General features: G+C 68.6%; 14 protein-coding genes and 1 pseudogene. 4 read left to right on the top strand and 11 right to left on the bottom strand.

Going from position 1 to position 16,253, the window contains the following annotated elements; all coding sequences use genetic code 11:
- Nucleotides 1-5 precede the first annotated feature (5 nt).
- Nucleotides 6-1,148 carry a low temperature requirement protein A gene (locus tag E5F05_RS02440; RefSeq protein ID WP_184117643.1) on the top strand — a complete coding sequence of 381 codons (1,143 nt, stop codon included), beginning with the start codon at nt 6-8 and terminating at the stop codon, nt 1,146-1,148.
- Between the two features lie 117 nt (nt 1,149-1,265).
- The gene (locus tag E5F05_RS02435; RefSeq protein WP_146719880.1) at nt 1,266-1,526 is read left to right on the top strand and encodes a transposase; all 261 of its coding nucleotides are present in this window, start codon (nt 1,266-1,268) and stop codon (nt 1,524-1,526) included.
- Here E5F05_RS02435 and E5F05_RS02430 read toward each other — a convergent pair.
- A pseudogene (locus E5F05_RS02430) lies at nt 1,523-1,780 on the bottom strand (integrase core domain-containing protein); the annotation flags it as partial. The gene E5F05_RS02435 and the pseudogene E5F05_RS02430 sit on opposite strands and share 4 nt — an antisense overlap.
- Nucleotides 1,781-1,829: 49 nt before the next feature.
- Between E5F05_RS02430 and E5F05_RS02425 the strand changes: the two are divergent.
- Nucleotides 1,830-2,192, top strand: coding sequence for an ArsR/SmtB family transcription factor (locus E5F05_RS02425; protein WP_146719878.1), 363 nt, complete (start codon nt 1,830-1,832; stop codon nt 2,190-2,192).
- Here E5F05_RS02425 and E5F05_RS02420 read toward each other — a convergent pair whose 3' ends face one another.
- From E5F05_RS02420 to E5F05_RS02375, 10 genes are all read right to left on the bottom strand, one after another.
- A complete protein-coding gene (locus E5F05_RS02420; protein ID WP_146719877.1) occupies nt 2,193-2,924 on the bottom strand; it encodes an LOG family protein in 732 nt (243 codons plus the stop codon).
- A gap of 151 nt (nt 2,925-3,075) precedes the next feature.
- Nucleotides 3,076-3,267 carry a hypothetical protein gene (locus E5F05_RS02415; protein WP_146719876.1) on the bottom strand — a complete coding sequence of 64 codons (192 nt, stop codon included), beginning with the start codon at nt 3,265-3,267 and terminating at the stop codon, nt 3,076-3,078.
- Between the two features lie 319 nt (nt 3,268-3,586).
- Entirely contained in the window at nt 3,587-5,944 is a 2,358-nt protein-coding gene (locus E5F05_RS02410) for an acylase (RefSeq protein ID WP_146719875.1), read from the bottom strand.
- Between the two features lie 147 nt (nt 5,945-6,091).
- Nucleotides 6,092-6,505 (bottom strand): RidA family protein, encoded by a 414-nt coding sequence (locus E5F05_RS02405; protein ID WP_146719874.1) that lies wholly within the window; start codon nt 6,503-6,505, stop codon nt 6,092-6,094.
- Nucleotides 6,502-8,112, bottom strand: a complete 1,611-nt coding sequence (locus E5F05_RS02400; protein ID WP_146719873.1) for an AMP-binding protein — start codon at nt 8,110-8,112, stop codon at nt 6,502-6,504. The genes E5F05_RS02405 and E5F05_RS02400 overlap by 4 nt, the downstream gene beginning before the upstream one ends.
- The gene (locus tag E5F05_RS02395) at nt 8,109-9,338 is read right to left on the bottom strand and encodes an acyl-CoA dehydrogenase family protein (protein WP_146719872.1); all 1,230 of its coding nucleotides are present in this window, start codon (nt 9,336-9,338) and stop codon (nt 8,109-8,111) included. The genes E5F05_RS02400 and E5F05_RS02395 overlap by 4 nt, the downstream gene beginning before the upstream one ends.
- Nucleotides 9,292-10,143, bottom strand: a complete 852-nt coding sequence (locus tag E5F05_RS02390) for an enoyl-CoA hydratase family protein (RefSeq protein WP_146719871.1) — start codon at nt 10,141-10,143, stop codon at nt 9,292-9,294. Before E5F05_RS02390 ends, E5F05_RS02395 begins: the two co-directional genes overlap by 47 nt.
- Nucleotides 10,140-10,622, bottom strand: coding sequence for a MarR family winged helix-turn-helix transcriptional regulator (locus tag E5F05_RS02385; protein ID WP_146719870.1), 483 nt, complete (start codon nt 10,620-10,622; stop codon nt 10,140-10,142). The genes E5F05_RS02390 and E5F05_RS02385 overlap by 4 nt, the downstream gene beginning before the upstream one ends.
- Nucleotides 10,619-11,377, bottom strand: coding sequence for an SDR family NAD(P)-dependent oxidoreductase (locus tag E5F05_RS02380; protein WP_146719869.1), 759 nt, complete (start codon nt 11,375-11,377; stop codon nt 10,619-10,621). The genes E5F05_RS02385 and E5F05_RS02380 overlap by 4 nt, the downstream gene beginning before the upstream one ends.
- Entirely contained in the window at nt 11,374-13,758 is a 2,385-nt protein-coding gene (locus tag E5F05_RS02375) for a bifunctional salicylyl-CoA 5-hydroxylase/oxidoreductase (RefSeq protein WP_146719868.1), read from the bottom strand. The genes E5F05_RS02380 and E5F05_RS02375 overlap by 4 nt, the downstream gene beginning before the upstream one ends.
- Before the next feature lie 320 nt (nt 13,759-14,078).
- Here E5F05_RS02375 and E5F05_RS02370 point away from each other — a divergent pair, with 320 nt between their 5' ends.
- Nucleotides 14,079-16,253, top strand: coding sequence for a HelD family protein (locus tag E5F05_RS02370; protein ID WP_146719867.1), 2,175 nt, complete (start codon nt 14,079-14,081; stop codon nt 16,251-16,253).

Below are 16,253 nucleotides of genomic sequence, written 5' to 3'. Positions count from 1 at the left end.
TCCCCGTGTCCGAATCCAGCCTGACCGCACGGCCGCCGCTTCCTGAAGAGCAGAAACATGAGGTCACGCCGCTTGAACTGTTCTTCGACCTGGTGTTCGTGTACGGCGTCTCGCAACTTTCCCACCACCTGCTCGAACACCTGACCTGGCGTGGCGCTGCCGAAACGCTGGTGCTGCTGCTGGCCATCTTCACCGTCTGGTCGTACACCAGTTGGGAAACCACCATCACCTCCGTCACCCGCGCTGTGTCCCGCGCCAAGATGCTGGCGGTCATGCTGCCGGGCCTCTTCATGAATGCCTTCATTCCCGAAGCGTTTGGGGCATCTGCCTGGGCGTTCGTCCTGCCGTACCTCGCCATTCAGCTCGGGCGCAGTGTCTGGACGCTGCTGTCTACGCACAGTCCCCTGTTCCGGAAGCACTTCACGAATTACCTCATCTGGATCTTGGCGACCGCGCCGCTTTGGGTTGTGGGGGCCAGCGCGGATGAGCAGACGCGCCTGTCCTGGTGGGCTGCCGCCACTGCCATTGACTTCCTGGGCGCCGCGCTGGCCCACCCGCTTCCGGGGCGGTCCATTTCAACCGAGAACGTCGGGTTCGACGGGGATCACATGGTGGAACGCGCCCGGCTGTTCCTGATCATCGCCCTGGGTGAGACGGTGCTGGTGACGGGAACGGCGATCAGTGAGGCACCGCCCACGTGGATGACCGTGCTGACGGGCAGCGCCGGGCTGCTGATGAGTGTCAGCCTGTGGAGTCTGGCCTTTGGCCGCCCGAACGCTGTGGCCGTGCGTGACCTGGAAGAGACGCGGAATCCCATCCGGGCTGCCATGTACGCCGTAAACTCCATGACCGGCATCGTGGCGGGCCTGATCCTGCTGGCGGTCGGCATCGAGAAGGTCATCGTTCATTCCAACGGACACAGTTCCCTGGCCCTCAATCTGCTGGTGTTCGGGGGTCCGGCGCTCGTGCTGCTGATGCAGACCTGGTACGTGTGGGTGCTGACCCGCACCGTCTCCCACCCACGCCTGCTGGGAGCAGCGGCCTTACTCGTGGCCTGTCCCCTCACCTTGAGCGCCCCGCCCTTTGTCTCTCTGGTCCTGGCCCTGGCTCTGCTCGGTGCCGTCGCGCTGGGGGAACTGGAGGGCTGAACCTTTCAACTGGTCTGCCCCCTAAAAACTGGGCAAAACTGACTGGAGGCCATCGGCTCGCTCCCCGGCGGGGATAGGGGACTTCCCCTGACCCCCGCGAGAAAGCGAGGATGACCCATGAAACAGCGGAAGTTCAGTGAGGAACAGATCATCAAGCTGCTCCAAGAAGCCAAAAAGGGCGAACAGTCGGTGGAGGAGTTGTGCCGGGAGGCCGCGTGCAACACGGCCTCCTTTTACACCTGGAAGGCCAAATCCGGCGACGCCACGGTGGACGAGGCCCGGCGGCTCCGTCAGCTCGAACGCGAGAACGAGCGGCTGTTGAAGCTGGTGGGCCAGCAGCGGTTTGGAGTTGACCCGCTGCGGTGGACAGGGAGTTAAGCGGCCCGCGACGACTGCTCGAACTCGGCGGGGCTGAGGTAGCCCAACGACGAATGCCTGCGTTCCCTGTTGTAGAACACCTCCAGATAGCTGAACAAGGCCGACCGGGCCTCCTGCCGCGTCGCATAGACCGTCTCGGCGACCTCCTCCCGCTTGAGAGTGGCGAAAAAGCTCTCCACGACGGCGTTATCCCAATACTCCCCCTTTCGGCTCATGCTCTGAATCGCCTCCAGGCGCGCCAGGGCCTGCCAGTAGACCTCGCTGGTTTGGCTGACAGCAGGCCGCTTACGCTATGGTCAAGATATGAGAACCGCTTCTCAAGACGAGGCGTGTGAGGTACCGTGCGTCCACCCTGAGGCGGTCACCCGTGTCCGGGCCGCTCTGCCGGACGCGCCGTGTGTGGAGGAAGCCAGCGCGCTCCTCAAGGTGGTCGCGGACCCCACCCGCCTGCGGCTGCTGAGCGCCCTGAACACCGAGGAACTGTGCGTCTGCGACCTGGCCGCCGTGGTCGGGATCAGCGAGAGCGCCGTCAGCCACCAGCTCCGCCTGCTGCGCGCCCACCGCCTCGTGACCTTTCGCAAGCAGGGCCGCGTCGTCTACTACCGCCTGCTCGACCAGCATGTCACCAGCCTGATCGGCAGCGCCATCGACCACGCGCGGGAGTGATCACGCCACCTCGCCCCGCGCGCGTGCCCGGTCTTCCGGGGTGGGGCGCTTGAAGCCGTCGTTCACGGCCGGATCGTGGTAGCGGTGCACGTCCCCCGGGATCGCCGTGACGTCGTCCACCACCTTGAACAGCTTCAGGTCGTCGGGGGCAATCGCGCCCTCGGTCACCAGCGTCCGCGCGAACCAGTCCACCAGCCCCCGCCAGTACTCTTCACCGACGAGGTAGATCGGCAGCGGGTGCATCTTGCGCGTCTGGACCAGCGTGAGGACTTCCGCGAATTCGTCGAGGGTGCCGAAGCCCCCCGGGAAGACCACGAAGGCCGAGGCGTACTTGGCAAGCATCACCTTGCGCGCGTGAAAGTACTCGAAGTTGAGTGACAGCGTCTGGTACGGATTGGGGCGCTGCTCCTGCGGCAGGATGATGTTGAGGCCCACGCTGACGCCCCCCGCCTCGTAGGCCCCCTTGTTGGCGGCCTGCATGATGCCGGGTCCGCCCCCGGTCATCACCGCGAAGCCCGCCTGGGCGAGTTCGCGTCCGAGCTCTTCGGCCAGGCCGTAGTAGCGGTCCGTGATCGCCGTGCGGGCACTGCCGAAGACCGTCACGGCGGGGACGCGCAGGTGGGCGAGGCGGTCGAAACCGATGGCGAATTCCCCGAGGATGCGGAACATCCGCCAGGAGTCCTCCGCCATGCGGTCGAGTTCGTAGTGGTGTTCGGGGGGGTCCAGGGTCATGGGTTACTCCTCGGGAAGCAGATGGTTCCCGCAGGGTAACGCACGGGGGTGAGCGGTTTTGCCCGGCTCGGCCGCGCGCTGCTGGGACCCAAAAGGGAAGCGCCCCGGACCGCCGCAGGGAGAGCGGGGGACGGGGCGGCAGCAGGCCGGTTCAGGCGAGCAAGGCGACCTGTTGCGGATCGGCCTTCAGGATGGCGCGGCCCTTGAGGTACAGGTCGTTGAGGGCCTGCGGCCCGAAAATGCGCGCCAGGCGGGTGTCCTTCAGTTCGAGTGTCCGGCCTGGCAGGGACAGCCGAACAACGTCCAGGGTGCCGGGCACCCAGGTGCAGAGCAGTTCGTGCATCGGGATTCTCCAGACGGTGAGGGGAGAGACGAAGAAGGTACAACCGGGGAAGGTCCCACCGGGTCCTTGAGGACATCCGAAGCGTACCCGCTTGAGAAATAAGGAACAAGGTCGTTTGCCCCGGCGATGTCCATCCCCTTCTTTGTCCCAGTCCTGTCCTGCCGCGAGGGCGACAGCGTCCACCGGGGAAGCGCAAGTTTGCGGCGGACGATGGCGCTGCCTCACCAGTGACGGCAAAGCCGGAAGGTCGGCCAGCAGATTTTTCAGGCTGACCGCCCTCCCGGGCAGCGTTCCGACAGGTGTTATGAACGGCCGGGGTTCACTCCGAAAGCTCCAGGGTCCGGAGGGCCGGGTCGGCCTGGATTGCGGCGGGCGTGAAGGGCAGCGTCACCCACGTTTTCTGGGAGAACAGCACGGTCTGGTCGGCGTAGTGCGGTGAGGCGGGATCAGCGGACTGCGAATAGGTCAAGATCGCCTGCGCCACCGGCCCCGCCTCGTCGAAGGTGACAGTCTGGATGTAGCTGGAGCTGGTGCCGACCACGCCGACGTAGCCCTGCTCGTTCAGCAGGGGCGGCTCGATCTTGTTCAGCACGCCCTCGAATTCGGGGGCCCCGTGCAGGGGGATGCGGACGCCGTTGCGGATCACGCCCTGCACCTCGCCCAGAGGGCGGTCCGGGGCGATGTGGTTGGCCTTCAGCAGGGCCACGGCGTCCCCGAAGGCTTGCAGGAGTTTGCTCCGAACGCTGGCGTCGGCGGTGTTCAGGCCGCGCGGGGTGTTCACGGGGTCGGCCGGGTCGAACGGCACGGCGTAGACGCCCGGAATACTGCTCGCGCGCCGCCAGAACTCGCGCCACACGTAAGCCCCCACACTGGGCAGGTCGCTGCGCCGGTCCCAGCGGGCGAGGGTGTCGCAGGCGGGTTGCAGGTCCACCGCTTCACCGGAGGCCAGCGTCACTTTCGGCTCGGCCTGGCAGAGCTTTACCGCATCGTCCGCGAGGAGGAGGCCCGTGAAATTGCGGTCGCTGAGGAGAATCTCCTGAAGGTTGCCGAGATTGAACCGGTTGCCGGGGAGGCCGTCTTCGCCGTTCAGGCGGCGCGTGATCTCGGTCAGGCCCATGCGGGTGCGGGGCCGCTGCGGCACGTTCACGTCCCCCACGATGGGGTCCAGGTTCTCGATGCGGGCGTTCAGATTGGTCAGCCAGGCGCTGTCGTTGCTGTTGGCGAAGTAGTCCTGCCGGATCAGGGCGGGCATGTGCTCCGGGGCACGCAGCCCCCGCACCTTGGAGGCGGGGTCGATGGCCCAGTCGCAGGCCGAGCGGCTGCCGTCCAGCACTGCCAGACCCGCCGCCTTGAAGAGCGGCGCGAGGGCCGGGGGCGTGCAGCGGGCCTGCTGGGCCGCCGAGACGTTGGGCGAGGAGGAAATATCCGCGTAGAGCGCCTGGCCGCTGCGGTCCGCCGCGAGCGTGTTCACCCAGGGAATGCCCTGCTGGTCCAGGGCCCGGCGGACGCCCTGCACGCTGCTCGCCCGCCCGATGTCCAGCCAGGTCGCGATCATGCGGGTGTTGTTGTGGTTGGCGTCCCGCAGCGCGAAGGCGGTGGTGGCCGTCCAGTTCAGGCCCGCCTGGGGCAGGCTGATCAGGGGACCGTCGGGGGTCGAGTACAATGTGCGGCTCTGCACCCTGATCCGGTCGCCGTCCTTCACTTCCACGATCACGGTCCGGCGGCGCAGAGGGCGGGTCACGCCGTCCTTGACGTACCGGGTGGGGTCGCCCGGCGCGAGGTGCAGCGCGTACAGCGTGAACCGCTTGTCGGTGGAGACGGTGTGCGTCCACGCCACATCCCTGTTGAAGCCGATGTTGACGATGGGCATGCCGCCCAGACTGGCGCCCATCACGTCGAGCTGGCCGGGGATGGTCAGGTGCAGCTCATAGAAGCGGTTGGTGGTCTGCCAGGGGAAGTGGGGGTTGCCCAGCAGCAGGCCGCGCCCGTTCTCGGTCGCCTGCGCGCCGAAGGCCCAGCCGTTGCTGCCCATCGGCAGGTCGTTCAGACGGTACTGGGCATTGAAGGCGGCCAGGTCTGGTGCGGGCAGGGCCGCCCCCGCACCCGGCGGCACCGTGCGGGCGATGGCCGTGACGAGCGAACCGGCGCTGGCCTGAATGGCCTTTTCCTCCAGCAGACGCATCACGTCGTCCTCGCTGATGGGCCTCACCCAGTCGGCGTTCCGGCACGCCTCGGGGCGCTGCCCGGGGGGCGTGTCCCGCAGATACCGGTTGTATCCCGCCGCGTAGCCCTGCATCAGGTGCAGGTGTTCGGGTGGCCCGGATTGGTAGGCCCGCCGCAGGGCCGGGAGGTCGATGAGAGCCCTGAAGAAGAAGTCGCTGTCCAGGTTGTTCACCTGCTGGAAGCCGACGATGGTGCTGTCCGCCGTGCCCAGGTATCTGGATCGCTCCCCCCGCACCGTGAGGACCTGATCGGCCAGCAGACACAGGTTGTCCTGGGCGTAGGCGTAGCCCAGGCCGTACCCGAGGCTGCCCAGGTCGGCCGCCCGGACGTGCGGGATACCGTAAGAGGTCCGCTGAATCTGAACCTGGTAGGTGCTGGCCAGGCTGCTCCCCAGCAGCAGCGGGGCGAGAACACCGAGAACGCGGCCGGAGCGCAGACGTGCAGTGTGCATCATCGGGTCCTTTCAGGAGAGAGGTCTGCTCAATGGTACGGCGCCCGCTCTCTGCCCCGCAGTGGCGTCGCGGGAACCTGGCCGTGCTTCGCTTGCTTCAGGTGAGGTCAGCGAGTGTGCCCTGGACCGGGCCCGTGAGGCGATATGGCCTCACGGCTGCCCGTCTGGCGCGGGAATCACCGCCGTCCCCTCGATTTCCACCAGGGCGCGGCTTTCCATCAGGGCGGTCACGGCGATCACGCTCATGGCCGGATAGTGGCGGCCCAGCACCTCGCGGTAGGCGGCCCCCAGCCGCTGCTGGTTCGCCAGGTAGGCGTCCCGGTCGGTGATGAACCAGGTCAGGCGGACGAGGTGGCGCGCCTCGCCCCCCGCCGCCTGCACCACGGCCAGCACGTTGCACAGCGCCTGCCGCACCTGCTCCACGAAGTCGTCGGTTTCGAACTCCTGCCGGGCGTTCCAGCCGATCATCCCGGCGGTGAAGACCAGCGTGCCGCGCGCGGCCATGCCGTTGGCAAAGCCCCGGGGCTGTGCCCAGCCCGGCGGCTGGAGGGGCTGCGGCGTCATGTGGGCTCCTGCCGGAGCAGGAAGCGTTGCAGTTTGCCGGTCGCGGTCTTGGGCAGCGCGTCCCGGTACTCGATCCGGCGCGGGTACTTGTACGGTGCGATGACGGCCTTCACGAAGGTTTGCAGTTCGCAGGTGAGCGCCTGGCCGGGCTGGTAAGACTCGTTCAGCACCACGTACGCCTTCACCACCTGCCCGCGCAGCTCGTCCGGAACCCCCACCACCGCGCACTCGGCCACTGCCGGATGGCTCAGCAGCGCCCCCTCCACCTCCGGCGCCGCGATGTTGTACCCGCTGGAGATGATCATGTCGTCGCTGCGGGCCTGGTACACGAAGTACCCGTCCTCGTCCATCAGGTAGGTGTCCCCGGTGATGTTCCACCCGTCCTGCACGTAGTTCTTTTGCCGCTCGTCGTCCAGGTATAGGCAGCCGGTGGGACCTTTCACGGCCAGGCGTCCGGGCTGCCCTGGCGGGAGAGGCCGCCCCTCCTCGTCCAGCACGCAGGCCTGGAAGCCAGGCACCGCCTGGCCGGTACAGCCGGGGCGGGCGTGTTCCTCGTCGGCGCTGATGAAGATGTGCAGCAGCTCGGTCGAGCCGATCCCGTCGATCAATTCGATCCCGGTCACCTGCCGCCACAGCTCGCGGGTCGCGGCGGGCAGGGCCTCCCCGGCCGAGACGCATTTGCGGAGCGTCCGCAGCACGCCGGGGTCGGGCAGGGCCGCCAGCATCCGGTAACTCGTCGGGGCGGTGAAGCAGACCGTCGCCCCGAAGGTCCGGATGCCCTCGGCCAGCTTCGGCGGTGCGCCGTTTTCCAGCAGCGCGGCACTCGCGCCGATCCGCAGTGGAAAGAGCAGCAGGCCGCCCAGGCCGAAGGTGAAGGCGAAGGGTGGGCTGCCGATAAACACATCGTCGGCGGAGGCCCGCAGGACATGCCGCGCGAAGGTGTCGCAAATCGCCAGCAAATTCCGGTGAAAGTGCAGGCAGCCTTTCGGTTGCCCGGTCGTGCCGGAGGTGAAGGCGATCAGGGCCACGTCGTCACTGGCGGTTTCGACGGGCGTGAAGTCGGCCGGTTTGGTTTCCGCCAGCGCCAGTAACTCCCCACCGTCCGCCCTGAAGCTCCGCAGGGTGGTCAGGCTGGGAGCATCCCGCTGGGCCTGCAAGAGCGTGTCCAGGCACGAGGCATCGCTCAGCGCGTGGCTGACCCGCGCCTTGCCGATGATCTTCACCAGTTCCGGCGCGCGCAGCAGCGGCATGGTGCTGACCACGATGCCCCCCGCCTTGAGGATGGCGAACCAGCAGGCGGCCAGCATCGGCGTGTTGGGGCCGTGCAGCAGGACGCGATTACCGGGAACCAGGCCCAGGTCTTCCCGCAGCACGTGCGCGATCTGGTTGGATCTTGCCTGGAGTTCGCCGTACGTCCAGCGCTGGCCCTCGGCCAGCAGGGCGACGCGCTCCGGGTGCTGCTGCGCCTGACGGTCCAGCAGCTCTACCGCCGCGTTCAGCCTGGCCGGATACTGCAATTCGGGGAGGTCGAAGATCAGCTCCGGCCATTGCTCGCGGGGCGGGAGGTGGTCGCGGGCGAAGGTGTCGGTATAGGCGGACGGATTCATGCCGGGGCCTCCTGCGTCTGCGCCTCCTGGGCCGCCTTCAGCACCTCGCGCCCGATGATGAGGCGCTGCACCTCGGTCGCGCCTTCGTAGATGCGGAGGGGGCGAATCTCGCGGTAGAGGCGTTCGATGATGCCGCCGCTCTGGACGCCAGCGGCCCCATGCAGTTGCACGGCCATATCGATGACCTGCTGGGCGTCCTCGGTGGCGGTGAGTTTCGCCATCGCGGCCTCGCGGGTGACCCGTTCGCCCTGGTCGCGTTGCCAGGCTGCGCGGTACGTCAGCAGGGCGCTGCGGTCCACCCGCGTCGCCATGTCCGCCAGGGTCGCCTGCGCGAGCGGCTGGTCGGCCAGCGTGCTGCCGAACATGGGCCGGTTCAGAGTGCGGGTCACGCCTTCGCGCAGCGCCCGGCGTGCAAAGCCCAGGGCCGCCGCCGCCACCGATGTGCGGAAGATGTCCAGCGTCCGCATCGCCAGCTTGAAGCCCTGGCCGGAGGCACCCAGCAGCGCCCCGGCGGGCAGGCGGCAGTCCCGGAACGTGAGCGTGGCGAGGGGGTGCGGGGCCGTGACCTCCAGGCGCTCACTGTCGTCCATCCCAGGCGTCCCGGCATCCACGACAAAGGCGCTGATGCCCCGTGCGCCGGGGGCCTCGCCGGTGCGGGCGAACACCACGTAGAAGTCCGCGATCCCGCCATTGCTGATCCAGGTTTTCTGTCCGTTCAGCACGAAGCCCTCCCCGTCCCGCTCGGCCCGCAGGGTCAGGGCGGCAACGTCCGATCCGGCCTCCGGCTCGGTCAGGGCGAAGGCGGCGATCTTTTCCCCGGCAGCCACCGCCGGGAGATACGCCGCTTTCTGCTCCGGCGTGCCGTCCAGCGTGATCGCCCCGCTGCCGAGGCCCTGCATGGCAAAGGCGAAGTCGGCCAGGCCGTCGAACTCCGCCAGCGTCTCGCGCAGCAGGCAGATCGCGCGGGTGTCGATCTGTTCGTTTATACCCCCGTGTGCGGTCCCACCCACTGCGTAGCGCAGCCAGCCGCCGTCCCCCAGCGCACGCACCAGCGTGCGGCAGGCCGCGTCTGGGTCATGGTGGTCCGCATGCATGAGTTCCCGCCCGGCCCAGCGGCGCACCTGCCGCGCCAGGTCCCGGTGAGACGGCTCGAAGAAGGGCCAGTCCAGGTAGTCCACTTCAGTCCCCCTCGAACTGCGGCTTGAGCTTGTGGGCGAACGCTTCATACGCGCGGGTGTAATCGCGGGTCAGCATGCAGATGGCCTGCGCCTGCGCTTCCGCCTCGATGGCCTCGTCCACGCCCATCGCCCATTCCTGATGCAGCATCTTTTTGGTCATCGCGTGCGCGAAGGTGGGGCCGGAAGCGAGTTCGGCGGCGAGGTTCAGCGCCTGCGCGTGGACCTCCTCCGGTGCGTGCAGCGCGTTGAAAAAGCCCCAGGCCAGACCCTCCTCGGCGCTCATGGTGCGGCCCGTGAACAGCAGCTCGGACGCGCGGCCCTGCCCGATGAGGCGCGGCAGGATCGCGCAGGCTCCCATGTCGCACCCCGCCAGCCCCACGCGGGTAAAGAGGAAGGCCGTCCGCGTCCCCGGCGTGCCCAGCCGCAGGTCGGACGCCATCGCCAGGATCGCCCCCGCCCCCACGCAGATGCCGTCCACCGCGCTCACGATAGGCTGCGGGCAGCCGCGCATCGCCTTCACCAGATCGCCCGTCATGCGCGTGAAGCGCAGCAGGCTGGGCATGTCCGCGCCCACCAGCGGCCCGATGATCTCGAACACGTCCCCGCCGGAACAGAAGTTCCCGCCCTCGCCACGCAGGACGACCACCCGCACGTCCTCCGCATACGTCAGGTCGCGGAAGAGGTCGCGCAGTTCCGCGTAACTCTCGAAGGTGAGGGGGTTCTTGCGCTCCGGGCGGTTCAGCGTGACCGTGCCCACCCCGTCCGAGAGGCTCCACTGGAAGTGCTGCGGCTGGTAGTCGGCAAAGGAACGCCCGTGACCGGGCAGGGCCAGCGGTTCGAGGGGGCGGGTCATGCGGTTCCTCCGGTTTGCAGGTGGCCTTTTAACCGCCCCAGCAGCGCGTGGAGCTGTTCCTGCTCTGCCGGGGTGAGGGCGCTCAGCAGTTCGATTACCCAGTCCTCGTGGACGCTCGCCATCGCGGCGAAGGCTTCCCGGCCCCTCTCGGTGAGGCGCAGCACCACACTGCGGCGGTCCGGGCCGTTGACGCGCTCCACCAGCCCCTCGCGCTCCAGTTGGTCGGCCAGGCCGGTCACGTTCCCCTTGGTGACCATCAGGCGCTGGCTGAGTTCGCCCATCCGCAGCCCTGCCGGGGCGCGTTCCAGTTGCGCCAGCAGGTCGAAGCGCGGCAGGCTGATGCCGCAGCGCTCCTGCAACCGCGCGCGAATCTCGCCCTCGATCAGGGTGGTGGTGGTCAGCAGCCTCAACCACACCTTGATCGCCTGATGGTCCCCGTGCGCGAGGCGCGATTCAAAATCCAGAACTGTCTCGGTCATCCGGTCATCACTTCCCCCCCGGCCACCGCGATGGCCTGCCCGGTGATCGCCGAAGCGCCCGGACTGCACAGCCAGGCGACGGCATCCGCCACCTGCCCCGGCTGCACCAGTTGCCCCTGCGGATTGCTGCGGGCCAGCGCCGCGCGGGCCTGCTCCTCGCTGCGGCCTGTCTTGTCCTGAATGGTCTGCACCGCCCCCACGATCAGGTCAGTGTCGGTGTAGCCGGGGCACACCGCGTTCACGGTGACGCCCCGCGCCGCGAACTCCAGCGCCAGCGCACGGGTCAGGCCGACGACACCGTGCTTGGCTGCCACGTAAGCCGCGACGTACGGATAGCCGACCAGCCCGGCGGTGCTGGCGACGTTCACGATCCGCCCGCCCTCCGCCAGCAGGTCAGGCAGCGCCGCCCGCGTGCAGAGCCAGGTTCCGGTGAGGTTCACGTCCAGCATGTGTTGCCACAGCCCCAGGTCGGTTTTCAGGGCCGGGGCACTCTCCGCCTGCCCGGCGTTGTTCACCAGGATGCGGACGGGGCCATGTGCGGCGCGTGCGTTCTCGAACGCCGCGTTTACGCCCGCCTCGTCGGTCACGTCCACGCAAACGATATGCGCCCCGCCAAGCTGCTCAGCCTGCTGCCGCAACCGCTCCTCGTTCCGGCCCATCAGCGTGAGGGTGACGCCCTCCGCCGCCAGCCGCGCCGCGATGGCCGCGCCGATGCCGCGCCCGCCGCCCGTCACTACGGCATGCAGGCCCTTCACGCGCTGCCTTCCAGTTCGGCGCGCAAGCGGGCCAGACTCGCTTCCTGCCCGACCTGCGCGGCCTGCATCTGCCGTTCGCGTTCCAGGTTGCGTTCCAGTTGGACTTTGCCCTGATAGTACGGTTTGGGCCAGGGCAGCCCGCTATACCCCAGTTTGGCCGTCTCGTGCAGCGTCCAGAACGGGTCGGCCAGGTGCGGGCGGGCGATGGCGCACAGGTCGGCGCGGCCCGAGGCGATGATGCTGTTCACGTGGTCGGCCTCGAAAATGTTGCCGACGGCGATGGTGGGAATCCCGGCCTCGTTGCGCACCCGGTCCGCGAAGGGCGTCTGGTACATCCGCCCGTAGACGGGTTGTTCCTTCTTGGTGACCTGCCCGCTGCTGCAATCGATCATGTCCGCGCCCGCCGCCTTGAAGACCCGCGCGATCTGCACCGCGTCGTCCGGCGTGATCCCGCCTTCCACCCAGTCGTGCGCGCTGATCCGGACGCTGATGGGCTTGTCTTGCGGCCACACTTCCCGGATGGCGCGGAAGACCTCCAGCGGGAAGCGCAGGCGGTTCTCCAGACTGCCGCCGTACTCGTCGGTGCGGTGGTTGGTGAGTGGCGAGATGAAGCTGGACAGCAGGTAACCGTGCGCGCAGTGCAGTTCCAGCCAGTCGAAGCCCGCCTCGTCCGCCCGATGGGCAGCCCGCACGAAGTCGGCCTTGACCCGGTCCATGTCCTCGCGGGTGGCGGCGCGGGCCACCTGGCTGACGCCCTCCAGATATTGCTGCTCGCTGGCGGCCAGCAGGGGCCAGTTCGGCTCGGCGGGGTCGCTCAGCGGCAGGTCGGTGCCGTCCCAGGCGCGGCGGGTGCTGCCCTTCGGCCCGGCGTGGCCGAGCTGCATGCCGATTTTCGCGTCACTTTGCGTATGGACGAAGTTCACGATCCGCGCCCAGGCATCCCGCTGCGCCTCGTTGTACAGGCCGCAGCAGCCGGGCGTGATGCGGCCATCGGCGCTCACGCAGGTCATCTCGGTGAAGATCAGCCCCGCCCCGCCCAGCGCCCGCGCGCCGAGGTGGACGAGGTGAAAGTCGTTCGGCACGCCGTCCACCGCTGAGTAGACGGCCATTGGACTCATCACGATGCGGTTTTTCAGGGTGACGCTACGGGCCGTATAAGGCGTCAGCATCGGCGGGATTGGCTGCGGCGGCAGGCCGGAATGGCCAGCGATCCACGCCTCGACGTTCTCCAGGTACGGCGTGTCGCGCACGCGCAGGTTCTCGTGCGAGATGCGCTGCGAGCGGGTCAGCAGGCTGTAGGCGAACTGCTGCGGCTCCAGGCGGGCGTAGCGGTCCACGTGTTCGAACCACTCGGTCGAGTTCCGCGCGGCGTTCTGAATCTTCAGCACCTCCACGCTGCGCTCGGCATGGTAGGCGCGCAGGGCCGGGGCCAGGTCATAGCCTTGTGCCTCCAGATGGTTCACCAGCGAGATGGCGTCCTCCAGCGCGAGCTTGGTGCCGCTCCCGATGGAGAAATGTGCCGTGTGTGCCGCGTCGCCCATCAGGACGATAGGCACCTGCCTGCCGTCAATGTCGGCCCAATGCACCCACTCGCGGGTGATGACGCGGGGAAAGCGAATCCAGATCGCGCTGCCGCGTAGGTGGGCGGCGTTGGAGATCAGCTTTTCCCCTTGCAGCACGTCCGCGAACAGCGCCTCGCAGTAGCCGATGCCTTCCTCCTGCGACATGTCCTCCAGCCCGGCAGCTCGCCACACCTCCTCCGGCGTTTCCACGATGAAGGTGCTGGTGTCCGCGTCGAACTGGTAGGCGTGCGCCTGGAACCAGCCGTGGGGCGTTTCCCTGAACGCGAAGGTGAAGGCGTCGAATTTGCGGTGCGTCCCCAGCCACACGAAGCGGTTGCGCCGCAGGTCGATGTCGGGCTGATAGGTTTCGGCGTAGCGCTGGCGGGTGCGGCTGTTCAGGCCGTCGGCGGCAATGACGAGATCGGCCTGATACTCCCGCGCGGCCTGCTCGGCGTCCCGCACCTCCGTCTCGAAGACGAGGTTCACGCCCAGTTCGCGGCAGCGGTCTTGCAGGATATTCAGCAGTCGCCTCCGCCCGATACCGATAAAGCCGTGCCCGCCCGAGCGCAGCACCTCGCCCCCGAAATGAATCTCGATATCGTCCCAGTGGTTGAAGGCCGCGTGGATGGTCCGTGCGCTCTCGGGATCGGCGTCCATCAGGTTGCCGAGCGTCTGGTCGCTGAACACCACGCCCCAACCGAAGGTATCGCCGGGCCGGTTGCGTTCCAGCACCGTGACCTCGAACTCTGGCCGGTGTTTTTTCAGCAGCAGGGCGAAGTACAGCCCGGCGGGGCCGCCCCCCAGCGTCAGGACATGCACGTCAGCACCTCTCAGGAATGTGGGTGGGGTCAGGGGGAGAAAGACGGGAAAGCTGCGTCATGAGTCTCCTCGGAACCTCAGCGGGGGAGAGGGATGGGGTCAGGCGACAAGGAGGTTTACATCTAAACTGTTGAGTTGTGAACTCAAGGTACACCGGGGCCTCTGGTCTGGCAAGGGGCGCGGCGAGGAGCGGGTCTTGGTGACGAGCAAGTCGGCCGAGTCCAGATGCTGTCCACTGTTGGCCCCGGCTCGGCGCTCCGGCCGGGGCCTCCCGCACATCTGCGGCTCCCGGTCCCCGCCCGCACGTACTCTGAACGGCAATGACCGCGACCCTGCCTGACGCCCCGCCCACCCACCCCGACTTTCCCGCCGAGGAGCAGCACCTGGCCGGAACGGTGGCCGCCTTCATCCGCCAGATCGAAACCTGGGAGGACCGGGAGCGCAACGTGGGGGCCGACCTCGAAACGAGCCTGACCCTGGCGGACACCGCCCAGGAACACGCCGCGCTGCTCTCGGTGCATGTTCCCGCGCCCTACTTCGGCAGCCTGCGGGTCCGTATCGGGGGCCGCGAGCAGATGCTCTACGTCGGCAAGCACGCTTTCCGGGACCTGAAAGGCCCCCACAGCGTCGTCTCCTGGGAATCGGACGTGGGCAGCCTGTTCTATTCCGAGGCCCTGTCCTGGCAGGGCAAGAAGGGCCTGAAGGGCAGCATCCGCCGCCGCCGCCAGCTCGACGTGGGCGGGAAGAAACTGCACCGCATCACCGACCTGTACGACGACGAGGCGGGAGGGGACACGGGGGGCCGCGAGCAGGTGCTCCTCCAGCGCCTTTCCGAAGCGTCCACCGCCGCCATGCGCGACGTCGTGGAAACCCTCCAGCCCGAGCAGAACGAGGCGATGCGCGCGCCTGCCGGGGTCAGCACGCTGATCCAGGGCGCGGCGGGCTCCGGCAAGACGACCATCGGCTTCCACCGGCTCGCCTGGCTGATGCACTCCGACCGGGGAGAGCACCGCGCGGCCCCCGAGTCCACCCTGGTCCTGATGCCGAACCGGGTCCTGGCCGCGTATGCCGCCCGCGTGCTGCCGGGCCTGAACCTGGAAGGCGTGACGGTCACCACCCCGGAAGCCTGGGCGACCAGCTTTCTGGGTCTGGAAAAGATGGAGGTCACCGACCGCACGCTGCACCTGCTCCTGACCGACCGCGACAACGAGCGGCGCAAGGCCGCGTGGCGCCGGGCCAAGGCGCTGGGGGACCTGCGGATGCTCCGGGTCGTGCAGAACCACCTGGCGGGCAGGCTGCGGCACAACCTGGGCACGCTGACCTTCCAGACGAAAATCCAGGTGCGGGGGGAAGACCGCACGCTGACCCTGGACAACCCGGCGCTGCACGGCCTGCTGGACGACGTGCTGGGCCGCGCGCCCCTCGAAGGGTACCGGGCGGCCTTCCGCACCGCGCTGGAGGAGGAACTGCTGGCCCGGGTGAATCTGCCCGACCCGGACGAGGAGACACAACTGCTGCGGACGCTGGCCGCCGACCTCACCCGCCTCTCGGGCCGGGTCTTCGCGGGCCTGCTTCCGGTCAGCGAGGGGCGGCGGATCGCCAGCGACGAGGCGAGCCTCCGGGCCGCCGCCGAGGGCGTCCTCGACGAACGGACCGTCCGGGTGCTGCTGGGCGATCCCCTCGCCGCCGTCCCCAAACCCCGCCGTTCGTTCGCGGACGTGACCGAGCTGCCCCTGATGCTCGCGGTGGCTGCCCTGCTCGACGGCGTGGGTCGCCGGGTGGGCCGGACGCTGGAACCGTACAGCCATGTCGTGCTCGATGAGGCGCAGGACTACTCGCCGCTGTTGTATGCCCTGCTGGCCCGCGCGGCGCGGCCCGGGCACCTCACGGCGCTGGGCGATCTCAACCAGGGCCTGCACGGGTACAAGGGGCCGGGGTCCTGGGCGGACGTGCAGGCGGCGCTGGGCGGGGAGGGCAGGACCCGGCTGATGACCCTGGGGCGCACCTACCGCTCCACCCGGCAGATCACCGAACTGGGCGCGCGGGTCGCGGCGACGTACAACCGCGCGGGCCAGGTGGTGGGGGTGGACCGCGACGGGGGAGAGGTGATGCGCCTGACCGGGGGCGACCTGGCCGCCCTCACCGCGCGGGCCGTCCACGCGATGCAGGCCCAGGGGCACCACAACATCGCCATCGTGACCCGCCGGGTGACGGACGCCGAGCGGCTGGTGCCGCAGCTCCAGCGGCATGACGTGGACGCCCACCCGATCCTGAACGAGCAGGCGCGGTACACGGGCGGGGTGGTGATTCTCCCGGTGAATCTCGCCAAGGGCCTGGAGTTCGACGGCTGTATCGTGGCCGGGGCGGACGCGCAGAACTACGACCCCGGGACGCCGTTCGAGTCGCGGCTCCTCTACGTCAGCGCCTCGCGCGGCCTGCACCTGCTGGCACTGGTCGCCCAGGAGCAGCTCCACCCGCTGCTCGCGGAGGCGTGA

Origin of the sequence: Deinococcus metallilatus (assembly GCF_004758605.1) — a bacterium.
Classification (GTDB): domain Bacteria; phylum Deinococcota; class Deinococci; order Deinococcales; family Deinococcaceae; genus Deinococcus; species Deinococcus metallilatus.
Note: the sequence above shows the minus strand (reverse complement) of the source record. Positions and strands in the feature narration are given on the sequence as shown.

What these genes read in the sequence shown, in the direction of transcription:
- E5F05_RS02425 (WP_146719878.1), top strand. Translation starts at nt 1,830, where the DNA reads ATGAGAACCGCTTCTCAAGACGAGGCGTGTGAGGTACCGTGCGTCCAC.
- E5F05_RS02395 (WP_146719872.1), bottom strand. Translation starts at nt 9,338, where the DNA reads ATGAAGCGTTCGCCCACAAGCTCAAGCCGCAGTTCGAGGGGGACTGAA.
- E5F05_RS02385 (WP_146719870.1), bottom strand. Translation starts at nt 10,622, where the DNA reads ATGACCGAGACAGTTCTGGATTTTGAATCGCGCCTCGCGCACGGGGAC.
- E5F05_RS02390 (WP_146719871.1), bottom strand. Translation starts at nt 10,143, where the DNA reads ATGACCCGCCCCCTCGAACCGCTGGCCCTGCCCGGTCACGGGCGTTCC.
- E5F05_RS02415 (WP_146719876.1), bottom strand. Translation starts at nt 3,267, where the DNA reads ATGCACGAACTGCTCTGCACCTGGGTGCCCGGCACCCTGGACGTTGTT.
- E5F05_RS02400 (WP_146719873.1), bottom strand. Translation starts at nt 8,112, where the DNA reads ATGAATCCGTCCGCCTATACCGACACCTTCGCCCGCGACCACCTCCCG.
- E5F05_RS02405 (WP_146719874.1), bottom strand. Translation starts at nt 6,505, where the DNA reads ATGACGCCGCAGCCCCTCCAGCCGCCGGGCTGGGCACAGCCCCGGGGC.
- E5F05_RS02420 (WP_146719877.1), bottom strand. Translation starts at nt 2,924, where the DNA reads ATGACCCTGGACCCCCCCGAACACCACTACGAACTCGACCGCATGGCG.
- E5F05_RS02370 (WP_146719867.1), top strand. Translation starts at nt 14,079, where the DNA reads ATGACCGCGACCCTGCCTGACGCCCCGCCCACCCACCCCGACTTTCCC.
- E5F05_RS02410 (WP_146719875.1), bottom strand. Translation starts at nt 5,944, where the DNA reads ATGATGCACACTGCACGTCTGCGCTCCGGCCGCGTTCTCGGTGTTCTC.
- E5F05_RS02435 (WP_146719880.1), top strand. Translation starts at nt 1,266, where the DNA reads ATGAAACAGCGGAAGTTCAGTGAGGAACAGATCATCAAGCTGCTCCAA.